Genomic DNA, 22,471 nt, shown 5'->3' on the forward strand with positions numbered 1-22,471 from the left:
TGTGCCCACACGTACAGATACAAAGTACTGATACAAGAAGACCTCTAAAAAATGATGGTCAGCTACATTTGCCTAAGTGAAATGAAAAAATGAATCATTATGAAGAAATTCAACTCTTTATGTAAACTCATCGGTTTCATCACCTTGTTTTTGATGAGTACGAGCGCTTGGGCTCAGAAACAGGGGATAACTAGTATAGATACCGATTATACAATTACGCATGTTCGTAATGCCAATTTCAAAAAGAAGAACTATATCGTAGCCAATAGTTATGAAGGTAGAATTCTCATTTTTGATGCAAAAGGTAAAAAACTATGGGATCATCCATTATCAGGATATGCCAATCACGATCTGTGGTGCGACGACATTAATAACGATGGCAACGACGAAATCTTAGCAGCCAATGCCGATGGACACCTATATGTATTAAACCATAAAGGCGATCTATTGTGGAAATACAAAGCCGAAGAGACACCTCTTTTATCGGTTACCGCAATGAATGGTGCCGAAGGTAAATATATTGTGATTGGCGGTATGGACAGATACCTCTATTACCTTTCTCCAAAAGGAAAATTAATCCAAACCATTTTTGCAGACGACTATTCGTTGGAAAAACCACGTACGAAAATGAAGGACAAAAGAATTCCTAGTTCAACTTCTCATGTGGCTAACTTCTTACGTCCTGCTAAATACACTAATGGAGAAGAGATTTTGGTGGTTCACGGTATGCACAATCAAAATAATTCTACAGGTTCGATCTACTTATTTAAGGCAGATGCGACCACTCCATTCAAGAAATTCAGTCTTGGAACAAAAGGTACGGTTGGTGATCTTAGAGTAGTCGATGCCAATAATGATGGTGTAAACGAGTTGTCTTTGGGTTCTTCTGGAATGCTAGAGAAAGGACAAATTACTGAAGTGAATTTAGAAAGTAAGGAAGTGATTTCTCATTCTTTCAGAAAAAATTTCAGAAAGGAACTTAAAAACTACGGTTACCGTGTTGCTCAAACCGACTTAGTGTTGTTGGGCAAAGAGTCTAAGTTTTTCACCTTGGTAGGGAATAACATCATTTTGCAAGATGCGAAGTACAATACCCAAACTGCAGAGGTGTTGCAAACAAAATATGCTTACAACAATATGTGGAAAGATACCTCTACAGGTAACATCATTTTAGCAAGTGCACAAAGTGGAGGTAGCTGTATTCATATTCTTCATCTAGATAATCCTTCATGGGAGAAAGGGTACAAAAACTTAGAGCCGAAAGGAAAATTATCTAAGTTATTAAAGAATACTGCCGACTTTAGATCAACTATTCAGTCTTTCGAAAAACCGAAGTGGGAAGGAAAAGGACAAGATGTCTTTTTCATGACAGAGAAGATCACAGACGGAAACGAAGAAATTATCGGCAAATTGAAGAAGCAGAACAGATCGCCGTATTTTTTGAAGAGTCAGCACATGCCGAAAGTAGAGAATTGGGACCGTACCGACTTTGGTAATAAGGTGTATACTGAAAAGCGCGATAGAAGAAAAACATATTCTTTATCTCAACAAGATGTTTTGGATATTCTTGTTCCTAACTATAAAAACGAATATGGCATCAGTTATTGGGGTGGACATGGTAACGACCCAATGATGATCAGCTTGGAAACAGAAAAGAAAATTCTTGATGCAGGAGGGGATAAAAAGACAGTCATGATCTTCCCAGAATTGGAGCATTATGATCAGAACTTCGCTTATGTAATGGACAACTTCTTATATCCATTGGCCGATTATGCAAAGGGAAAGAATGCTAATATTTATGTAAGGACTAAACACGCTTTCTGGCATTCGATTATCTACCTTCCGATGTGGAACGGATTAGTTTCTGGAGAATACTCATCGATTTTTGTGCCTTCTATGGAGGAAACTACAGATAAGTCGATGGACTTGAGTTACTCAGGTAAAATGGGTATTTGGGCGAGTGGAGCCACGGATAGCTGGGGAGCAAGAGCAGCAAGAGACAACACAAGTTATTATAGACAAAGACAGTTCTCTAGTCAGACGGTTCCGAACCACATGTTAAGAATGATGGTGTACAATATAGCAAGTGGAGCACAGTATTTAAATAATTTCCATGTAGATCAGAAATACTTTAGTGTGCTGTACGAGATGGTCGACAAAGGTGTAATTTATGTTCCTAAGAAATCGGAGATCGTAAGTTTCAACCCGGTTCACTTAAGTATGACAACTCCGGATAAAGACTTTTTAGATGAAGGAAACAACGTGAAGTGGACGACTTTCTACGATAAAGAGAGAGAAGATAATCGTAAGATGGTATTCTCTCGTTTGAATGGTTCATGGCCTGCGGCACCTGTAACAGCATATGATTTCTCTGCTTATGCATCAGGATCTAAAGAGAGACGCTTAGACTTTTTACCGAAGTTCGAAAACGGAATGGTACTAATCACTCCACCTCAAAGTGGTGTGTATGCCGATAAAAAAGCCTCAAGGGGAAAATTAGAAGACCATCTTCATCCATTGTACAAAAACATCACGAAGGAATTCATCACCAATGGTAAAGACTATTTATCTGCAGATGGAAAGCAAACTTTTGCAGCAGATACCTACTATAAAAATGTAGAAAAAGCCATTCAGGAAGGAAGCAAGCAAATTCCTATCAATGTATCTGGTGATGTTGCTTGGGTAGCCGTTCAAACTGCACCAAATCATATTCGACTAACGTTGGTGGATAATGGGTATATTAATCCCGACGATCGAAAAGCAAAAATCACTTTCAATTCTATTGAGGTGAAAGGTGTGAAGGACGTGGTTTCTAAGGAAGAAATAGATTACTCAGATAAAAATATGGAAGTGGAAATACCTTGTGGTCTTTTCAGATTTCTTGATATTGAGTTGAGTGTGCCTTTGTAGGAGGTAATCAGAAATAAGTTAATAATTGAGGTGATATCAAAAAGTTGGGTGGGCTAAGCCTATACCAAGAGTTTTTGATATCACCTCTTTTTATACCCATCCCCAAAACAGACACCCAAATCACTATCAAATATATTTATTTAACGCTTTAAATCTGCAAACGCCCATCAATTTTATTACCTTTGAAGCGTAAATAGCAAAGCATTTTTTTTAATGATAAGTGACTAAATAACTTCATTTTTTATACCGCTAGGCACATTTATCCTCATAGATACACACTTTATATTGTCAAATACACTGATTTTTTGAAAGTGAGATACATTTGATTTATCAAAACAAAAACAACTGTTCAATTCGCTTGTATGCGATGACATCAAATACACTTTTTAAAAAATTAAACTTATTGAAATGAAATAGAAAAAGTATAGCTAGGCGGGGTCGCAGAGAAATCTGCAAAAATTTATGAAATGGATTAACACTTAATTTATCTAAAACGTATGGAACAGACGAATACTGTTTTCAAAGTGATTAAATATTGTAAATCATCTGTACTATTATTTTCGCTTCTTATACTATCATTTAACTCTTTTGGACAAACTCTAAAAATTAAGGGTAAAGTTATTAGTGAAGATGATAAGATGGAATTACCGGGTGTAAACGTAAGGATTCTTGGTACTAACCAAGGTACGATTACAGACTTTCGTGGTAATTATGAATTAATGGCTGAATCCGGAGAGACATTGGAATTCAGTTTCATTGGTATGGAAACCCAAACTGTAAAACTATCAACTCAAACGGTTATTGATGTAGTACTAAAGACTGATGTTCAATTATTAGACGAGGTAGTTGCCATTGGTTATGGTGAACAAAAGAAAAAAGAAGTATCTGGTGCAGTGGCTCACGTTTCTAACGAATCTTTCTCAAACTTTGTGACTGGAGATGTATCTAATGCACTTCAGGGACAAATTGCAGGTGTAAATGTATCTACGAGTGGTTCCCCAGGTGCGGACGCTGTAATACAAATTCGTGGTGTTAGTACTGTATCAGACATGGCAGGGGCTACAGAACCTTTATATGTAGTGGATGGTATTCCACAAAACGAAAACCCAAGATTAGCACCGTCGGAGATTCAATCGATGGACATCTTAAAAGATTTGGCCTCTTGTGCTATTTATGGTACTAGAGGAGCAAACGGTGTGATTTTGATTACCACCAAAAAAGGACAAGAAGGAAAACTAAGTGTAAGTATTGACGGTTCTTTTGGTGTGAAAAATATTGTTTCTGGAATTGATTTAATGAACACTCAACAGCAGGTGTACTTTGATCAAGTGAAAGAAAGAAATAGAGGTGCAAACGATTGGGATAACTCTACTAACTTACCTATCCCTAGAAATCCAGCTTTCTTTAGTAATGATACTAACCTTTCTGATGTTGTGATTTTAGATAATCAACCAACACAGAGCTACAACTTAGGGGTAAATGGTGGATCTAAAGGTTTAACTTATAATGTAACTGCAGGTTACTACGACGATAAAGGTTCTCTGATCAATTCAGGATTCTCAAGATTTAACGGTCGTGCGGGTATGAACTATAAAAAAGATAAATGGCATATTAGTTCATCTATCGGTATTACATCAGAAAATTTGGCAAGAACATCTAGTAACTTACTGACGCAAACAATCCGTTATGCGCCGTATAAACCGGTATTAGATTTAACATCAGATATCATCGTAGACGAGAGTGGTTGGAACACCACCAATAACGTGTTAGAGGCGATGCGTCAGGAAGATGAGACCAAAAGAGAAAGAGCACAAGCCAACTTAAGTTTAGGTTACGAAATTATTGAAGGGTTGAAAATCCAATCGAATATTGGTTTGAACTCGGTCAATGAATTTAGAGTAAGGTTTAAGCCGTTTATCGAAAACTATGATGAAAACGGTATCTTACAATCTGATCCTGCCAATTCATATGTCAACAACGAATCTATTCGTCGTACGAGTTTCTCCATCGATGGTCGTTTGTCTTATGTGAAAAAATTAGGTAAACATAAGATCTCAGGTATTTTGGGTGTATCGAACGAAACACATTCAAGAGAAAGTTTCTTTGCAGAAAGAACGGGTATTGTAGATAACTCTATTCGTGTTTTAAATGGTGCAGCTTTAGCAGCATCGGCAACATCAGGTTATAACTATACTTACAATATTATCGGTACTTTAGGTCGTATTACTTACGATTACGATAGCCGTTACATGTTTTCCGTTTCGGGTAACTACAACGGTAACTCAAAATTCGCAGAAGGTAAAAAATGGAAATTTTTCCCATCAGCATCGGCGGCGTGGAACATTGCAGAAGAAGAATTTTGGGAAAGCTTCTCACGTGTGAATAACAATTTTAAGATTCGTGCATCTCACGGTCAGGTAGGTGGACAAAGTTTCTTGCCTTATACAGATAAAGCAACGATTCAAAATGGTATGGATTATCCATTCGGTTCAGGTGGTTTTCCAACGCTATACTTTGGGGCGGCACAACAAAGTTTTGCTAACGGAAATGTACAGTGGGAAACATCTATCCAAAATAACATTGGTATCGATTTAGGTTTCATGGGTAACAAGTTCATCTTGAATGCCGATTTATACCATACGCAAAAATCCGATATGTTATTCCCAGTTCAATTACCTCCATCGGGTGGAGCAGGAACAGGAGCGGATTCTAAAATGACGATGAACATTGGTAACATGGTCAATAAAGGTGTAGAATTAGCTGGTACATTTAAAGGGAAAACAGGAGGAGTGAATTGGACGGTTACAGGTACATTCACAAAGAACATTAACGAGATTACAAGCTTAAATACAGAAGAGTTTATTTATACAACAGACAATGGTTTAATTTCTGGAGCCTCTTCTACTTCTAAAATTACAGCCTTTTCACAAGGATACGAAGCGGGTGCTTTCTTCTTGTACAAAACGGATGGAGTAGTTAAATCTGATGAACAATTAAGAGAGTATCAAAAGATTAAGCCAGATGCTAGATTGGGCGATTTGATCTACTTAGACACCGATGGTGATGGTCAGATTACAGATGCTGATAGAGTGTATATGGGATCAGGTTTCTCTGATTTTGAAACAGGCTTAATCCTGAACCTTACCTGGAAAAACTTCGATTTTATGATGCATTGGTATGCTGCAATCGGACACAGTGTAATGAACGGTTCAATGGCCATGGCTTATTCAGAAGGTAGACATGCAGATCAAGTAAATACTTGGAACAGAGCTAACCCTAATTCTGATGTACCAGCGTATAGAGGAACAACAAAAGAGCACGATAACTTTAGAGGTTATACAGATTTATGGTTGGAAGACGGATCGTATTTGAGATTAAAGAATATTCAAATAGGATATACTTTACCTCAAACAGTATTGAAAAAATTGGGTATGGCGAATTGTAGACTATTTGTCTCTGCTCAGAACCCATTAACGATTACGAATTACACAGGTTACGATCCTGAAGCAGCAGGTAATGGAGTGTCTTCTAGAGGTTTGGATAAAGGTAACTACCCTATCTCAGCATTGTACTTAACTGGATTTAAATTAAACTTCTAAAAACCACTGAAATGAATTTATTAAATAGAACATATAGAAATATAGGTTGGTTTTTGATAGTATCCTTCTTTTCTGTAGGGTGTGCAGATCAATTGAACGAAACCAACCCGAACGCTAAGCCGGTAGAAGATTATTTTAAGAATCTAACGGAATCGGATAAGGTATTAACGGCAGCTTATTCTTCTTTATTAAATCATTACAATTTAAATATTGTACAAGAGGCTTGGAGAACAGACGAAGGTTACCCTTCACATTCACAAGGTAGACCACAGTTTTATAAGCAAGGAGAACCTTGGTACTTTAAAACGTTTACTAACTCTCAAGTAGAGATCAATAAGAAATGGGATGCTTTATACAAAGGAGTATTCAGAGCGAATCAGTTAATCGAAGGATTAAATGGTCCTCTTGCCGATCAAAATGAAGATCCAAACTGGATTTCTCAAATGGCACAAGCAAGAATGCTAAGAGGTATTTTCCACTTTTACTTGTATCAGTCATTTAATAATGGTCGAGTAATCATTAGAGATAAAGTACCGGTTACATTGGAAGATTTCAATATTCCAGTTTCTTCAAAAGCAGAAGTAAGAGCATTCATTTTAGAGGATTTTGAGTATGCTTACGAAAACCTTCCAGGAAGATTAGCCAATGAAGCTGAGCAAGAATTGGCAGCAGGTAGAATGAACAAAGGTATTGCAGCCATGTTCTTGGGTAATTTGTATTTATTGGAGTCGCCAGCACATATTGATGGAGACGAATTTAATCCAGATTATGATATGGCGAAGAAATACTACGAAGAATTAATTTTCTCAGGTGAGTATCCTTATCAATTAGAACAGGATGCCAGTATTTTCTTTACAAGAGCAGGTCAGTTTAACAAGGAATCAATCTTCGAAATTGTCTACGACGATAACTTAAAACCAGAAATGGATCGTTGGGATGAGCAATCGCCAAGTAACCGTTGGGCAAGGTTTACAGCACCAGGTTCTCAGGGTGGACAAAGAATATTAACACCAAATGCTTGGTTGTCTTATGCTTACAAAACGGAAGTGAAAGATACGAAAGATGTTAGAAACTTTGTGTTTGATGTAGATGAAGAAGGTAACGATATTTTAGTAGAAAGAGAGGTTTCTCTAAGAGCATCGGCTATGATCAGTTTAGTAAACGATATTAATACTCCTTACTACAGATCGTTAATGACGCCAGAAGCAGTGACTTTCGGTAAATACGAGTTCGCTTACTTTAAGAAATACACGAATCACGACATCATTACATCAGAAAATAACTTACCAAAAGGTGCTTACTATTCTGGTAAAAATGTATGTGTGAACAGATTGTCTGAAGCTTATTTGAACCTTGCTGAATGTTATTTAGCAACCGGAAATACTTCAAGAGCAATTGAATTGATCAATACTATTCGTAAGCGTTGGGGCTTACAGTTAATCGGTCCATCAAATGGTGATACAGCCCACGATTACGATGAGAAAACATACACATCGGAAGACGTTTGGAACCACTTGATGTACGTAGAAAAACCATTGGAGTTATCAGCTGAAGGGCACTCAATTCGTTGGATCGATATGAGAAGATGGGGAATCATTGCATCAAGATTTGATTTCTTAAAGGATGATGCTTATAAAACAGAACGCTTCACTTTCGAAGATTCTGAAGGAAATACTGTAAGAAGAAACAAAGCAGAATTGTTCCCTTATGTAGAGGGTGAAGTAACCACAAGTATTCGAATTGTAGACTGTGAGGATGCTTCTATGAACTACATCCCTCAATTACACGATTATTTACCGTTACCACTTGAGGAAATTATATCAAACCCTAATCTTGGACAATAACAATGAAGTTAACTAAAAATATATCGTTTATCTTTTTACTTCTAATCACTGTTATTGGATGTAATAAAGAAGAAGAAGAAATACCATCATGGTCAGATGTATCATGGTACACAGAAGCAGGTGGTTTTGCACATTCTAATTTTGTGAGAAATACAGGTGAAGCCATGTCGTTTTTAGACTTATCTCAGGGAGTGAATTCTCATGAGTGGGTACTTGATAGTGGTAATTACTTTATCGGATCGGAATACCAAAAAGGAGAAGATTTAAGAAACCATATTTTACCAGATCTAGATAGAGTTTCCACTTCTCATAGTATTAATGTATTGTTCACAGAAGCAGGTTTTCAAGGTGTGAGACTTCATAATACGTATTACCACCCTGTAACATATATCGGTAAAGGGAATAGAGTAGATGAAGCTGGAAACGAAATTCCTGATACGTTAGAAGCGCACCTAGGTGATGATGGAATGTGGGTAATTGATACCACTTTCTATGTAAATGTATTCGCTCCATTGGAACCAGAAATGCAAATCGAATACGATGGAGAAGTATTGGCAAGAGTCACTCAAGATCTTATCTATTTAGGTGATGATGAAGAAGGAATCACTTACGACCCTTCAGACAATTCTACTTGGCCATCATTGACCGTTCCAGTTGGAGAGAGTATCATTTACAGAGATTTGACGACAATAGGTAGACCAGAAACTAGAACTTGGACTTTCCCTCAAAACTCAGAAATCATCAATTTTTATGAAGATGAGGTATATACTGATGCTGAAAATTCATCAGTTGTTGAATTACAGATGTTGTCAACGAAGTCCACTAATGCTGGAGCTATGTCATCAGAGCGATTAAAGCCTGATCAAATAGCTGCTTCGGAGACATTAAAATTACCATTATTATTAACTCCCGAAGTATCAGATATCCGTGCAGCCTATGAAGTATACAAAGGCGATGAGTTAATCTTAAAAGTAGGTAGTACAGATCAGCCTTCAGAAGACGAAAGCACTTGGGCTGAAATAGTGGTAGAAAAAGGAGATCAATTAAAGTTAGTCGATGTTTCTTACCGAGGTATCGTAGATTATTCTAAAGTTTCTAGAACATGGAATTTATATGATGGTACTACTGCTACCGACTCTGTTTCTTATGTAGCATACAACGATTTGACATCAGGTGATGAATATTTTAAAGTAGGTACTTTCCAAATCGATAGAGAAAAAGATAATGCTTCTGGCATTGAAGAAAGTACAGATTCTAAAGTGATTCCTCTAAAAGTTAAAGTGGAAATTGAGCAACGTCCTACCTTCAAAGAAGGTGATATTACTTCAGAAAGAAACGCAACGGCAGCGGTAGGTGTTTACGATAAACTGATCACATTTAATGTATCAGAAAACTTACAGGCCATTGTAGATCAAGATCTAGCGAAGCAAAGCTTTGAAGTAAAAGTTAGCAACTCAGCATCTGGATTAGCAGAAACAGTATTTGATATTGCTTCTGTTTCTGTAAGCGATATCAACAGTAAGAAAGTAGAGATCCGATTGGTGGATGAAATCTACAATTCAGATCAAATTACTGTAGCTTATACTGGTCAGGCCAACAATGCCATTATTTCTGAAGCAGGAGCAAGTTTAGAAGACTTCGCTCAAGAATCGGTCATCTTATATGGTAAAGAAAGTATCTTGGATGCTGATCGTGCTGGATTTGAAATCGATAAAGATGGCAAACCGGAGGAAGCAGACGGATGGTTCTATCAAGGAACAAATTATTATATAAGAACAACAGATAAAGCCTTTTCAGGAAATTACTCTATGAGTTTCGATGCTCCTAACAAAGATTTCTTAAATGATACAAGAGACCGTTTGACAACTCAAATTAATGTATTTGACTTTGGAAATACATTTAAGGAGAACGATCCAATCCGCATCAGCTTTAAAATATATATTCCTACAGGAAGTCCATTTACAGATGGATTGGTAGTGAGATTCCAATCGCCAACAGCGAATGTTACTCAGGTATCGACAGCAGGCGTGACTAGAGATCAATGGGAAGATATCACAATTGATATGATTTCTGCAGGTGATTTAGTCACTAATCAGCAATTGACGATTATGATCCAAAAAGGTGACCTAGCCGGAGTATCTGATACGGATCCGATCACATTCTATTTGGATGATATCAGTATGACGCTTTACGAGGCAAGACCTTAACCGAAGTACTTGATAAATAGAAAGGTTGTCTTATAAAAATAGGGCAACCTTTTTTATAATCTCTTAATAAGTTCATTATCAATTGATTTCTAAATGTCTGCATTAATAAACTTTATAAAAAAAGACATCTATTTTATGCAAAAGCACACCCCTACAACACCTATGCTCTAATTTTGAGGTATCGAAATGAAAACATTATTTATGAGAATCTTTAAAATAAATTTTATCATTCAGTTTATTTTCATGATGACGCTGCAACAGACATTTGCTGCCGACAAAGTAAACTTTAATGATAACTGGAAATTCCAGAGAGAAATTAGCCCCGTTTCTATAAATGAAACTGAAGTACTTAAAGCAAACTTCGACGACTCTAAATGGGAGTCTGTTAAACTTCCGCATACCACGAACATCGAACCTCTTCCAGTAAACGATCAATGGCAGGGGATCGCATGGTATAGAAAACAATTCCAATTAGATAAAACATTAACTGATAAGAAGATTATCATCGAGCTGGAAGCAGCCATGAACTATTCGCAAGTTTGGGTGAATGGTCAATTAATCAAGGAACATCAAGGCGGTTACTTGCCCGTAGTATTTGATATTACATCGGTCGCTAAATTCGATGCCCCTAACACTATTGTTGTTCGTCTAGACAATACAGACAACGAGGTGACAGGCCCAAAACCATTAAAGCGTTTGGACTTTAATATGTATGGTGGCTTGTATAGAAATGCTTGGTTGATCTCTAAAAATAAAGTACACATCACTCATCCTATTTTGGAAAACAAAGTAGCAGGTGGTGGAATCTTTGTGACTTACCCGGAAGCTTCAAAAGAGAAAGCGGTAGTCAATATCAAGACGCATATTAGAAACGCAAACGATCGTTCTTCTGATGTGAAAGTGGTGCATGAGTTGGTAAGAAACAACAAAGTGATCAAGAAGTCGAAGGCGAGTAAGTTGACATTAGCTAAGGGACAAGATCAAACCAATGAGGTAAGTTTAGAAATTAAGAAGCCTTTATTATGGTCGGTAGATTCGCCCAACTTATACAAATTAGTCACTAAGATTTATGATAAGAATCAATTAGTCGATCAAGAAGAAACAACTATTGGTATTCGTAGAATGGAGTTCAAAGGAACGAAATTCTTTATGAATGGAGAGGAGCAGTTCATGAGAGGAGTCAACAGACATCAGGAGTATCCTTATGTTGGTTACGCTTTGTCGGACAATGCTCAGGTAAGAGATGCTATTAAAATTAAGAATGCGGGTTTCGATTTTGTAAGATTATCACACTATCCACACTCTCCTTCTTTTATGCACGCTTGTGACTCTTTAGGTCTAGTAGTTTTGGATGCGATTTTAGGATGGCAATACTATAACGAGACAGAGGCGTTTAGAAATCAGATGTTCAATGCATCAAGAGATTTGGTGAGAAGAGATAGAAATCATGCTTGTGTTATGGCATGGGAAGTTTCGCTGAATGAGACAAAAAATATGCCTTTGGAGTTTAGAGAAAAACTATCAGCCATAGCACACGAAGAATATCCTGGCGACCAATGTTTCACTGCAGGTTGGATGGCCGAAGGTTGGGACATTTTCCTACAAGCACGTCAGCATAAAATTATGCATAAAGATACAGGTATTACAGAAAAACCGTATGCCGTTTCTGAGTATGGCGATTGGGAATATTACTCGAATAATGCCGGTCTGAATCAGGATAAAATGCCGAAGAGTGAGCGTTACGAAACAAGTAGTAGACAAGCAAGAGCATTTGGTGAAGCACGACTTTTAAATCAGGCTTACAACGTGCAAGAAGCATTTAACGATAACAAAACAACTTCTGCATTTGCGGATAGCTATTGGGTAATGTACGATTACACTCGTGGTTACCACAAAGATTTAGAATTGTCTGGTCTGATGGACATTTATAGAATTCCTAAGTTCGCTTATTACTTCTACCAATCTCAGCGACCAGTATCAGAACAATACCCAGCGATGGTGAAGTTGGCTACTTATTGGCAAGAAGATTCTCCTTTGGACCTTAAAGTCTATAGCAATTGTGAGGAGGTAGCGTTGTATCTTAACGATCAATTGATAGAAACGAAGAAACCAACGAAAGATAAAATTTCTGAGCATTTAGAGTTTCCTCCAATCACTTTTAACTTAAAACAATTTACTGCGGGTACCTTAAAAGCAGTAGGTAAAATTAATGGCAAAGTGGTGACTGAAGACATGGTGAGAACTCCAGGTAAAGCGGTTAAGATCGAGGTAGCATTGGATAAAAGTGGTGTAGAGGTTTCTGGAAATCAGAATGATATTGTATTTGTGTATCTAAAAGTAGTGGATGCGAACGGTACAGTTGTAGAGAAATTCAACGAGAAAATGGATGTTCAATTAACAGGAGATATCGAGTTGATGAACAACCAAGAAATCAAAGCTGAAGCAGGTATCGGTACTGCTGTTATTAGAGTAAATTCTCTTGACAAAAACATCGACATTAAAGCAACATCAAAAAATGGATTGGAAGGTACGCTTCAGTTATTGAAGTAGTACAAATAAAACAGTATTCCTATGAAAAATATTAATCAACTTTGGTCCTTAATCGGATTACTTTTTATCACTTTTAGCGGTTATGCAGGTGAGGTAATTACATTCACTCCTAAAGCGGGAGACAGGACTTACGAAATTAGACAAGCATTAGAAAAAGCTTCTAAAAACGACTTAACTGTAGTTTTTGAAAAAGGCGAATACCTTTTCAAACCGGACTTGGCATACGAACAAGAGTGTTTTGTGACCAACCACGAAAATGGGGTGAAAAGAATTGCTTTCCATTTTAATGGATTTAAAAATTTAACGATCAAAGGAAATGGTTCGGACTTCATTTTCCACGGTCAGATGATGCCTTTCCGTTTTGATAATTGTGAAAACGTAAAGGTAGAAGGATTTCAAATCGATTGGGACATTCCTTTCTCTTTCCAAGCCGAGATTATCGAAGTAAACGAAGAAGAAGGATGGAGAATCGTAAAACCGTTTACAGATGGATTCTCATGGAAATTGAAAGGCCAAAGAATTGTCTTCCCAGAAATCGACGAGTTTAGCTTTTCTTGTTTAGGTTCTTCTCTACCATTTGATCCTGTAACTAAAAACATTAGCCATGGAGCCCACGATCAAACTTCTATTCCAACAAAAGTAGAACGTTTGAGCAACGGTAATTTAAAAATCTATGAGAAACAAAAGTACTTTGCACCAGTAGGTTCTATTCTTCATTCAAAAGGAAAGAAAGGAGAGAACAGATACGCACCGGCTTTCCACATGATCAACTCTAAAGACCTTCACTTCGATAATACGGTAGTTCATCATGCAATCGGGATGGGTTATTTAGCAGAAAAATGTGAGAATGTTTCCATCATCAATAGTGGGGTGTATTTAAAAGAAGGAACAAACAGAGTCGTTTCATCTCTTGCAGATGCAACACATTTCTGTAATGTAAAAGGCGATATTTTGGTAGAAAATTGCCGTTTCGAAAACATGTTAGACGACGGTACGAATGTTCACGGTACTTATGTGGTTGTAGATGAAGTAGTGGATGATCATACAGTACGTGTGAAATTGGCTCACTTCCAACAAACAGGTTTTGAGTTTACTGAAAAAGGAGATGAAATTTGGTTTATCCATGCACCATCACCATCAAGAAAAGGAGTGAGCACAGTAGCGAAGGTAGAATACATTAACTCTACTTTTTCAAACATCACATTTGATGAAAAATTGCCAGCTGAATTGAAGGCAGGGGACTTGTTGGAAAATAAAACATACAACCCAGTATTTACCATGAGAGGTTGTGTGATTCAAAATCACAGAGCTAGAAACATTGTATTGAAAAGTCCATTAAAAACGGTGATCGAGAACAACAAATTATCTTCGATGATGTCGTCTATTCTCTTTAGAGGAGAGTCGTTTTACTGGTACGAGTCGGGTGCAGTAAAAGATGTGTTGATTCAGAATAACGAATTTACTAATTGTGCTAATGCAGGTAAAGAACACGCAGTTATGTGGATTACACCACGTTTAGGTAAGGACTATTCAACCACAGAGGATTATGATCACGGTATCAAGTTTATAAATAATACGATTAGAACATTCGACGCTAGAATTGTAAGAGCAGACAGAGCTGCGGATCTACTTATTAAAGGAAATAAAATCTATCAAACAACGGAATTAACACCATTATTCCCAGATAGAGCACAGTTCGAATTCGATAATTGTAGCAGAGTAGAGGTATCGAACAATACCTACGAGGGAGATGAAAGATTAGGTTTTAAAGCCGACGAAAAATCGAAAAAGACATTAAAAATTAAAAATAACAGTGGCATCAAAAACTCAACTAAATTCTCACAAAAGTAATTAAAGATATTAGATTTAATTTTAACTAAATTCGAGGTTATAAGAAAGGGGTAGGTCGGTGATCTACCCCTTTTTTCATACAAAAACATAGAGGCACAAAAGAAGTATTCCTTAATACATATAATTCTTTCCCGAAAGTGATCTTTATCTCAAGAAATGATTTGAAATAAACTTATAAGGAATGAAATTAAACTTTACTTTATTCTTTCTCTATCTACTCCTATCAAATATGTGCTGCATACATGCACAATCAACTTTTGATTATCAATTTGATAGAAATACATCACAATGGACATCTGATCAAGAGAACATTTGGGCTATTCAATCCGATCCAGCCAACACTAAGGATGCACTTAAAATAACGGCTTTCTCCAAGCCGAAATACAAGTACATTTACAGCATAGAAACGGCAAGCACTATTTTACTGGTTAGAACTGCAAAGAAAGGTGATCAGAACATCATTATTGGTAGTGATTATGATGGTCAGTTAATGGGAATGGACTACAATGGAAACATCCTTTGGAAGAACCCGCTTTCTGGTTTTATGAACAATGATATTTGGTGTGAAGATATTACCGGAAACGGGAACGACGAAATCCTTTGTGCCAATGCCGACGGTTCTCTTTTCTGTGTAGATACAGATGGAAAAACATTATGGACGTTTAAGAAAACAGAAGTGCCTTTGTTTTCCGTATCTGTAGTGAATTACGAAGGGAAGAAATACGCCGTTACTGGCGGTTTCGAGTTAAGTCTATTTTACATCGATCATGAAGGGAATTTAATTAAGGAAATCAAAAACTCTTCATATTCTATCGATAAAGCTTGGGGATCGGGAGATATTCCACAAGGGAATAAGCATGTCAACAATCACATCAAAAAGTTTTACGACCAATACAATGATGAGAAATTGTTGGTGCAAAGTGCTTTCAATGGGAACGCCGCAGATGGTACGATATATCTATTTGAACCTTTCGCTGATCAGCCATACGAAATTATTGATCCAGAAATGAGAAAACCCGTTGGTGGTTTACAAGTGGTAAACATGGACGGTAAGATACAAGTGATGATGGGAACGTCGACCTCTGTAACAGATTCTCAATTGATGGTCTATGATCTTTCTGATAAGACTTACAACCAAATTTATTTCCCTGATTATGGAAAGGAGTTCGATCGATTTGGTTATCGTATCGTAGCTCCTGATGTGTTAGATTATAAAGGAGAAAAGAAATACATGACGTTATTTGGGTCTAGAATTTTCTTATTCTCTAAAGATTTTTGGGAGAATGGAGAAAAGGAAATCTTAGCCAATAGTTATGCGTTCAACGACTTTTATCAGGATCGAACATCAAATAAATTGATCTTGGCGAGTGCCCAAAGTGGTGGTTCTTGTATACATGTTATCGACTTAAGTAATGATGAGTGGGCTGATGAATTTGAAGAATTTGTACCATCAGGAAACATCAAAAAACTGATTAACAATACGAGTAAAGTAAGAGAACAAGTATTGGCTTTTCAACGACCAAATTATGAGCGTGTTCCTTTAGAAACTTTCTTTATGTCGGATACCAAAGACGACATCACTGCACCCTATATCGATGCGATGAATAGTAATTCTTATGGTGCACAGTTTTATGCCAACATCCACATGCCAAAAGTGGAAAATTGGGATAGAAGCGAGATGGAGAACGAGACGTACAAGAACAAGAGGGATGGTCGTAAAAACTATTCACTTACTCAACAGGAAGTCTTGGATAAATTGACCCCTTATTATAGCGAAGGAGTAGGGATAAATTCTTGGGGTGGACACGGTAACGATCCGTACTATTATAGTGTAGAAACCAAAAAGAAGTTGCTCGATGCAAGTAATGGTAAAAGGATGAATTTAATCTACCCCGAATTAGAAAGCACCACCGACGAGTTCTCTTTTGTATTAACTGATTTGTTGCTTCCGATGGCTGACTATGGAAGAGATAAAAACCTGACGATTTACTTAAGAAACAAGCATTTATTCTGGTCGGGAATTGTACACAAACCTATTTGGGAAAGAGTGCTGAATGGAGAATATGCCGAGGTATTTGTTCCTTCTATGGAGGAAACCACAGATAAGACCATGGAACTTTCCGTAGCTTCTAGAATGGGCTTGTGGGCGTCCGGAGTATTTGATAATTGGGGAGCAAGAAGTGCCCGAGATAATCCTAGTTTCTTGCGATTAAGACAAAAATCGCATCAGATGTTACCCAATCATTTCTTACGACAAATGGTGTACAATATCTCTTGTGGAGCAAGATATTTAAACAATTTTGCTGTAGACCAGGAATACATGAGTGTACTTTGGGAAATGGTAGAAAGAGGAGTGATTTTCGTTCCAAAAAGAGAGGAGATTGTGAGTTTTTCGCCAGTGCATTTAAGCATTGTCAACCCCACAGATAATTACATAAAAGATGGTAATAAGGTAAAGTGGCTCACATGGTTTGACGAGACCTATGACGAAAACTCAGACAAACTGTTTGATCGATTAAATGGTTCTTGGCCGGCATCGCCAACGAACCCTTGGGACTTCTCTAATTTTGCCGCTGGAGTAAAAGACAGAAGACTTCATTTCTTGCCCAATTATCAAAATGGCATTGTGATGATAACACCTCCCCAAAATGAACATTTTGTTCCCAATGAATTACCAAGGGGATATCTAAAAAATCATCTTCATCCATTGTATAAAGATATTCTAACGGAATACATTTCTGATGGAGAATACTTCTATTCAGCCGATGGAAATAATGCCTATAAAGCGTCGAGTTATTCTGAACTGATGAAGGAAGAATTGGAAGAAAAGGCCAAACTTATTCCCGTGACTGTCGAAGGTGAAGTCGCATGGGTAGCTGCTCAATCGGCGCCTAAACACATCCGTTTAACGCTAATTGATGGAGGATATATTAATCCAAGCGACAAAGTAGCTGTGCTTCGATTTGGATCAGTAACTCCTGTGAAAATTACAGATGTATTGTCTGGACAATCAATTTCGATTAGCGAAGAGGCCACAGAAGTAGACATACCTTGTGGTACATTTAGATTTTTAGATGTGGAACTTCAAAATGAATTATAAGATGAAAAGGGTGCAATTATACATAACAACACTATTGGTCTGTCTATCAAATTTAGTTCTTGCACATCAATATGTGGCATTATCAGATACACTTTCTGAGGTGTTAAGTTCGACGGCAATTCAAAGTGACGATGTATTGATAGAGCATTTGGATGAAGGGGAATATAGTATCAGTATTGAGGTGTTTATCGCCAGTAAAAACTCTCAAAAAGAGTTCTTCTTTCAGCTTTCCAATCCATGGCATTCCATTCCTTTTGATATATCTGATGTGGATGCTGGACGTTGGGTGACGCTTACTCAAGAAGTCACATTTGATGATGGTATTGATCAGGCTTCCATGGGTTTCTTTCTTCCTTTTGATCGTGATAAAGAGACTAAATCCGACTTTTATATAGGAGATATCAATATTCTAAAAATAGGGGATATCACTAACATTGAAGAAAAAATGAATAGGGTGGTCATTTATCCTAACCCTACGCAAGGAATAGTAAATATACAGGGAGAAAATATTCAATCGGTATATGTTTTTGATGCGATGGGCATTCAGAAAAAACAATACGACACAGCCGTTAAACAATTAAATTTTAAGGACAATCAGAAAGGGATCTATATCATTAAATTATTAATGAAAGACAACAGTATTCAGGTGAGAAAAGTAGTACTGAATTGATTGAACAACTTCATAATTATCAGAACCAAAAAACTTTATTTGAAATGAAAATAACTACTTCTTTTTTACTCATTATCTTGATGATGAGTGCTTCTTTATATTCGCAAAATCCTAACTATTTTAAAGAGAAAAAGGTCATGGCGATTAGTAATCCTATTCTAAATATGAGTAAGGATATAGGTTACTTGAAAGGTTTGAAATACCAATTCTTACTTGGAGCAAAGGAAAACGAATTGAATGGTAAATACAGAACCTATCAGCCACTTTTACCATTAATGTCGCCAGCATTGGAGACTGATCAGGCATTAGAATTGGATATGAAAATGGCCCAATCTATGGGGATAGATGGATTCGAGTTTCCCCTTTTGATGAGTGCAAATCCCTATTATTTAGATCGACTTTCTCAAACCATTGTTCAATATGTAAACTTGGCAGAGAAGAAGAAGATGGATTTTTCTTTTGCCTTAAAAATCAATTTAAGAAGAAACCCAAAACAGCTTTCTGAAGATGAATTGATGCTTAAATTGGAGCGTATTCTTTTAAATATCTATTCTAACACTAGTTTTTCGGAAAAGTGGTTGAGAAATTCGAATAATCAGATTGTCTTATTTACGACGATCTCAGAAGGTATTTTGGATGAATCTATTAATGTAAAAACAAAGGAACTAGCAACAATAGAAGGTTTGGTAGAGAAAATTTATCATCAATATCATGAACTAAGTAAACATATTAATCACCCCATTTCTTTTGTTTATGAAACCAAATTACCTTATCATGAAGATTATAATAGAGAGGTACTCGACTATTTTGATGCCATCAGTATAACGAAACATCAAATTCTAAATAAGAAAGGAGCGGATATTTTAAAATCCATTTGTAAGGAAAAAAAGAAAGGTTTTGTCTGTTCGGCAACTCCAGATAAGTTTAGTTCTCAGATGATTGTAAAGTCGACCGATCAAAAAGTAAAAGGAAAAAGTGAGTTATCTAAAACCCTAAAACTTTCTGATATTTACCTATTATATCAGAACCTAAACCTTTCAGAAGGGTATAGAAAACTCTTAGAATTAGCCATTGATAATGATGCAGATTTAATTCGAATCGATTCATGGAATCATTACAATAATGCCACTCATATTGCTCCAGAAGTTCACCACGGTTTTGGATATGGATTATTATTAAAGTATTACAAAAATATTTGGTTAAACAAAGGTGAGTTCTTAGAAAATGAGTTACTACTCACTGCTTATAAGTCTTATCCATCGAAGTGTAATAAAAATTTTGATGTAGAAGTACGTTTCGACGATTCTTATTACCCAGATGCAACCGAAGATAGCATAGAAGTAGTGAGTGTGTTAAATGAAGTAGGAGAGGTTTATGTAAATGGTAAACGATTAGGAAAAGCAGAAAAAGGACTCAATACTTTTAGAATACCTATGACAGAAGGAACCGTAAATGTAGCCTTAAAAAGATATGGTAAAGAGGTGATATCCTACACAACTAGTAAGGCGATTACTTTTTCTCCCCAAAACGTTGATGGAATAACTTACCTCTATTCTAATATGGATGTAGAATGTGTGAATTCTCTTTTTCAAAAAGTCTCTGATTACAAGAAAAAAGATATTCTTAATCGATTTATTGTAAGCGAGAATAGTATGAAAAAGTGGGAAGAATTAGATAAAGCGAAATACGAAAAAGCATATGCTAACTTCCTTCAGTTTGGATACGATAGCAAAAAGTTTTCATCCCTAAATAATACTATAGAAACCAAATACCTCAAATCCGTAAAAAGTTTTATGGACGACATGGAGTATAACATATGGCTCAAAATGTATATCACAAACCAGAATAAACATGGGGATATAAACCTTTTTGAGCCGATCGAAGAAACCGAAGAAGAGGGATTTGTTTTGGAGCAGAGTGAAGTGAGTCAGTAACTAGTGGTTAAATATAGATTATTAAAAGGTTGAATCTTTATTAGGTTCAGCCTTTTTACATTTTCAATAATAACGGCGTAAAACTTACTAAAAGTGAAAATGGAATTGTGATAAGAATAGGATATAAAAAACTACATATTAGGTTAAGAATTCTTTTATTATTCTTTTGGTAAACACCAATGAGGGAGAATATCAAATTGATAATCACAGGAATACTAAAGATCGAAAAAAAAATATTTGTTGCTCCACCTATTATTGTTGGACTAATATCTCCGGCTTGTTCTAAAGTATTGAATATTTCAACTATGAGTATTACCGCTAATAATATCTGAATGATGGTCATTATCCCTAGAAAGTAGAAAGAGATTTTGGTGAAGTTCCATGATGAAATGTTTGCCATTGTAATAGTTTGAATAAATGTTTTTGATGCTAAAAATAGAAATAAAATTACTTACTTCAATTCTTATATTATGAAACCAGTTAAGTTTTAGGAAAAATGAAGGCCAAACGAAAAACTAATCTATTATTAAAGTTTATGGTAGGATCGTAAATCAAATAAGTTAATAATATTCTTTTCAATATTGAAATCGAGGGTTTAAACCCCGAGAAAGAAATAAGCAAATAACTAGTTTTATTAATACTATATAATTAACTAAAAAGTCGTTTTGAAATTATATATTTAAAGATGGGTTTCAACCCATCGGTTATGAGCTACTAGAGTTGATAAGAAATTCAATACTAACTATTCATAAACTTAAACAAATGAACGTTTCAAAACTTATATTACACATTATTGTTTTCTTTTTAATATTCCCTGTTTTTGGACAAAATGGAATAAATGAGGGTAAGTATTTTCTTCTACCAGAGAACAACAATAAGATATCTATTAATTCATTTCTAAATAGTAAAATTAATAGAATCCATATTTTTAAAACTGCTGAAAACTCTATTTATACAACTAATCAAAAAGATAAAGTAGCGATTATTGATATTGATAATAATCAACTTCAAATAATTGATATCAACTCATTAAAGGAGATAAAGCTTTCAATTCCGTTTAAAATAAAAGCATATTCTTTAATACTTAATGAAGAAAGGCTTTTTATAGGAGGGATAAAAATGGAACCGAAAGCTATTGATGGAGCTGTTTTGATACAGTATAATTTAAAAAGCAATGAATGGTCTGAGTTGGATATACCTAAGGAAGTGATGATACATGGAAAAGCAATAGATGATATAGTTGTTCATGATAATTTATTGATTGCTATTGATAATTTAGTATCCCCTAAATATATATTGTATTACGAATTAAAATTTAATAATGAGCCTAGTTTTTCATATTATAAAAAGCTCAATGTAAATAACCCAAGTGAAAATATTCACAAAGCAAGAATAACTAAAGATTATTTAGGTTTATATTCCACATCTTGGAATATCAATATGACCCATAATGAACATCTGACTATTTATTCTGATTATAACCTTAAGAAATATTTCATTTTATCAAATTATGAAAATACTTTTTTTAATGATTTCATTTTGAATAAAGATGAATTATATATTGCTCATCGTTCTAAGGGATTAGGTGTTTTAAAAATAAAAAGTAATTTACTTAAAGAGCTTAATAAGACTATGTTTTTTAATGATAATGTTCTGGATAGTAGTCTTATAGAGTATAATGATAATTATTCTGGCGAAATAATTAAACTAACAATAATACCAAATACTTCTTATTTAGTTTTAACTAAAAGAAAGTTATTTGGAATAAAAAATAAAATAATTAAGCTTGATTAAATTATTAAAACC

The 22,471-nt window shown here is 35.7% G+C and carries 11 protein-coding genes; 10 read left to right on the forward strand and 1 reads right to left on the reverse strand.

The window, feature by feature from the left end:
* Positions 1 to 99: 99 nt before the first annotated feature.
* The 9 genes from MY04_RS21460 to MY04_RS21500 all read left to right on the forward strand — a co-directional run bounded on the left by MY04_RS21460 (position 100) and on the right by MY04_RS21500 (position 20,665).
* Complete coding sequence (locus MY04_RS21460; protein ID WP_066214141.1) at positions 100 to 2,910, forward strand: hypothetical protein; 2,811 nt, start codon at positions 100 to 102, stop codon at positions 2,908 to 2,910.
* 497 nt (positions 2,911 to 3,407) lie between these two features.
* The gene (locus MY04_RS21465; RefSeq protein WP_066214145.1) at positions 3,408 to 6,509 is read left to right on the forward strand and encodes a SusC/RagA family TonB-linked outer membrane protein; all 3,102 of its coding nucleotides are present in this window, start codon (positions 3,408 to 3,410) and stop codon (positions 6,507 to 6,509) included.
* An 11-nt stretch (positions 6,510 to 6,520) separates the two neighbouring features.
* Positions 6,521 to 8,353 (forward strand): RagB/SusD family nutrient uptake outer membrane protein, encoded by a 1,833-nt coding sequence (locus MY04_RS21470; protein ID WP_066214148.1) that lies wholly within the window; start codon positions 6,521 to 6,523, stop codon positions 8,351 to 8,353.
* Positions 8,354 to 8,355: 2 nt separating this feature from the next.
* Positions 8,356 to 10,560, forward strand: a complete 2,205-nt coding sequence (locus MY04_RS21475) for a hypothetical protein (RefSeq protein WP_066214151.1) — start codon at positions 8,356 to 8,358, stop codon at positions 10,558 to 10,560.
* Between the two features lie 186 nt (positions 10,561 to 10,746).
* Positions 10,747 to 13,110 (forward strand): glycoside hydrolase family 2 TIM barrel-domain containing protein, encoded by a 2,364-nt coding sequence (locus MY04_RS21480; RefSeq protein ID WP_205960547.1) that lies wholly within the window; start codon positions 10,747 to 10,749, stop codon positions 13,108 to 13,110.
* A 21-nt stretch (positions 13,111 to 13,131) separates the two neighbouring features.
* Positions 13,132 to 14,961, forward strand: coding sequence for an alpha-1,3-galactosidase-related protein (locus tag MY04_RS21485; protein WP_066214157.1), 1,830 nt, complete (start codon positions 13,132 to 13,134; stop codon positions 14,959 to 14,961).
* Between the two features lie 181 nt (positions 14,962 to 15,142).
* On the forward strand, positions 15,143 to 18,061 hold the full coding sequence (locus tag MY04_RS21490) for a hypothetical protein (protein ID WP_158297830.1): 2,919 nt from the start codon (positions 15,143 to 15,145) through the stop codon (positions 18,059 to 18,061).
* A gap of 1 nt (position 18,062) precedes the next feature.
* A complete protein-coding gene (locus MY04_RS21495) occupies positions 18,063 to 18,731 on the forward strand; it encodes a T9SS type A sorting domain-containing protein (RefSeq protein WP_158297831.1) in 669 nt (222 codons plus the stop codon).
* Positions 18,732 to 18,775: 44 nt separating this feature from the next.
* Positions 18,776 to 20,665: a hypothetical protein gene (locus MY04_RS21500; protein ID WP_158297832.1), complete on the forward strand. Its 1,890-nt coding sequence runs from the start codon at positions 18,776 to 18,778 to the stop codon at positions 20,663 to 20,665.
* 55 nt (positions 20,666 to 20,720) lie between these two features.
* Here the strand turns inward: MY04_RS21500 and MY04_RS21505 are convergent, their stop codons facing one another.
* The gene (locus MY04_RS21505; protein WP_066214169.1) at positions 20,721 to 21,065 is read right to left on the reverse strand and encodes a hypothetical protein; all 345 of its coding nucleotides are present in this window, start codon (positions 21,063 to 21,065) and stop codon (positions 20,721 to 20,723) included.
* 362 nt (positions 21,066 to 21,427) lie between these two features.
* On the opposite strand from MY04_RS21505, the gene MY04_RS21510 reads away from it, so the two are divergent.
* Positions 21,428 to 22,459, forward strand: a complete 1,032-nt coding sequence (locus tag MY04_RS21510; RefSeq protein ID WP_066214172.1) for a hypothetical protein — start codon at positions 21,428 to 21,430, stop codon at positions 22,457 to 22,459.
* The last annotated feature ends 12 nt before the right edge of the window (positions 22,460 to 22,471 follow it).

The sequence above is a fragment of the Flammeovirga sp. MY04 genome (assembly GCF_001682195.2).
Taxonomy (GTDB): domain Bacteria; phylum Bacteroidota; class Bacteroidia; order Cytophagales; family Flammeovirgaceae; genus Flammeovirga; species Flammeovirga yaeyamensis.

What these genes read in the sequence shown, in the direction of transcription:
- MY04_RS21460 (WP_066214141.1), top strand. Translation starts at nt 100, where the DNA reads ATGAAGAAATTCAACTCTTTATGTAAACTCATCGGTTTCATCACCTTG.
- MY04_RS21465 (WP_066214145.1), top strand. Translation starts at nt 3,408, where the DNA reads ATGGAACAGACGAATACTGTTTTCAAAGTGATTAAATATTGTAAATCA.
- MY04_RS21470 (WP_066214148.1), top strand. Translation starts at nt 6,521, where the DNA reads ATGAATTTATTAAATAGAACATATAGAAATATAGGTTGGTTTTTGATA.
- MY04_RS21475 (WP_066214151.1), top strand. Translation starts at nt 8,356, where the DNA reads ATGAAGTTAACTAAAAATATATCGTTTATCTTTTTACTTCTAATCACT.
- MY04_RS21480 (WP_205960547.1), top strand. Translation starts at nt 10,747, where the DNA reads ATGAAAACATTATTTATGAGAATCTTTAAAATAAATTTTATCATTCAG.
- MY04_RS21485 (WP_066214157.1), top strand. Translation starts at nt 13,132, where the DNA reads ATGAAAAATATTAATCAACTTTGGTCCTTAATCGGATTACTTTTTATC.
- MY04_RS21490 (WP_158297830.1), top strand. Translation starts at nt 15,143, where the DNA reads ATGAAATTAAACTTTACTTTATTCTTTCTCTATCTACTCCTATCAAAT.
- MY04_RS21495 (WP_158297831.1), top strand. Translation starts at nt 18,063, where the DNA reads ATGAAAAGGGTGCAATTATACATAACAACACTATTGGTCTGTCTATCA.
- MY04_RS21500 (WP_158297832.1), top strand. Translation starts at nt 18,776, where the DNA reads ATGAAAATAACTACTTCTTTTTTACTCATTATCTTGATGATGAGTGCT.
- MY04_RS21505 (WP_066214169.1), bottom strand. Translation starts at nt 21,065, where the DNA reads ATGGCAAACATTTCATCATGGAACTTCACCAAAATCTCTTTCTACTTT.
- MY04_RS21510 (WP_066214172.1), top strand. Translation starts at nt 21,428, where the DNA reads ATGAACGTTTCAAAACTTATATTACACATTATTGTTTTCTTTTTAATA.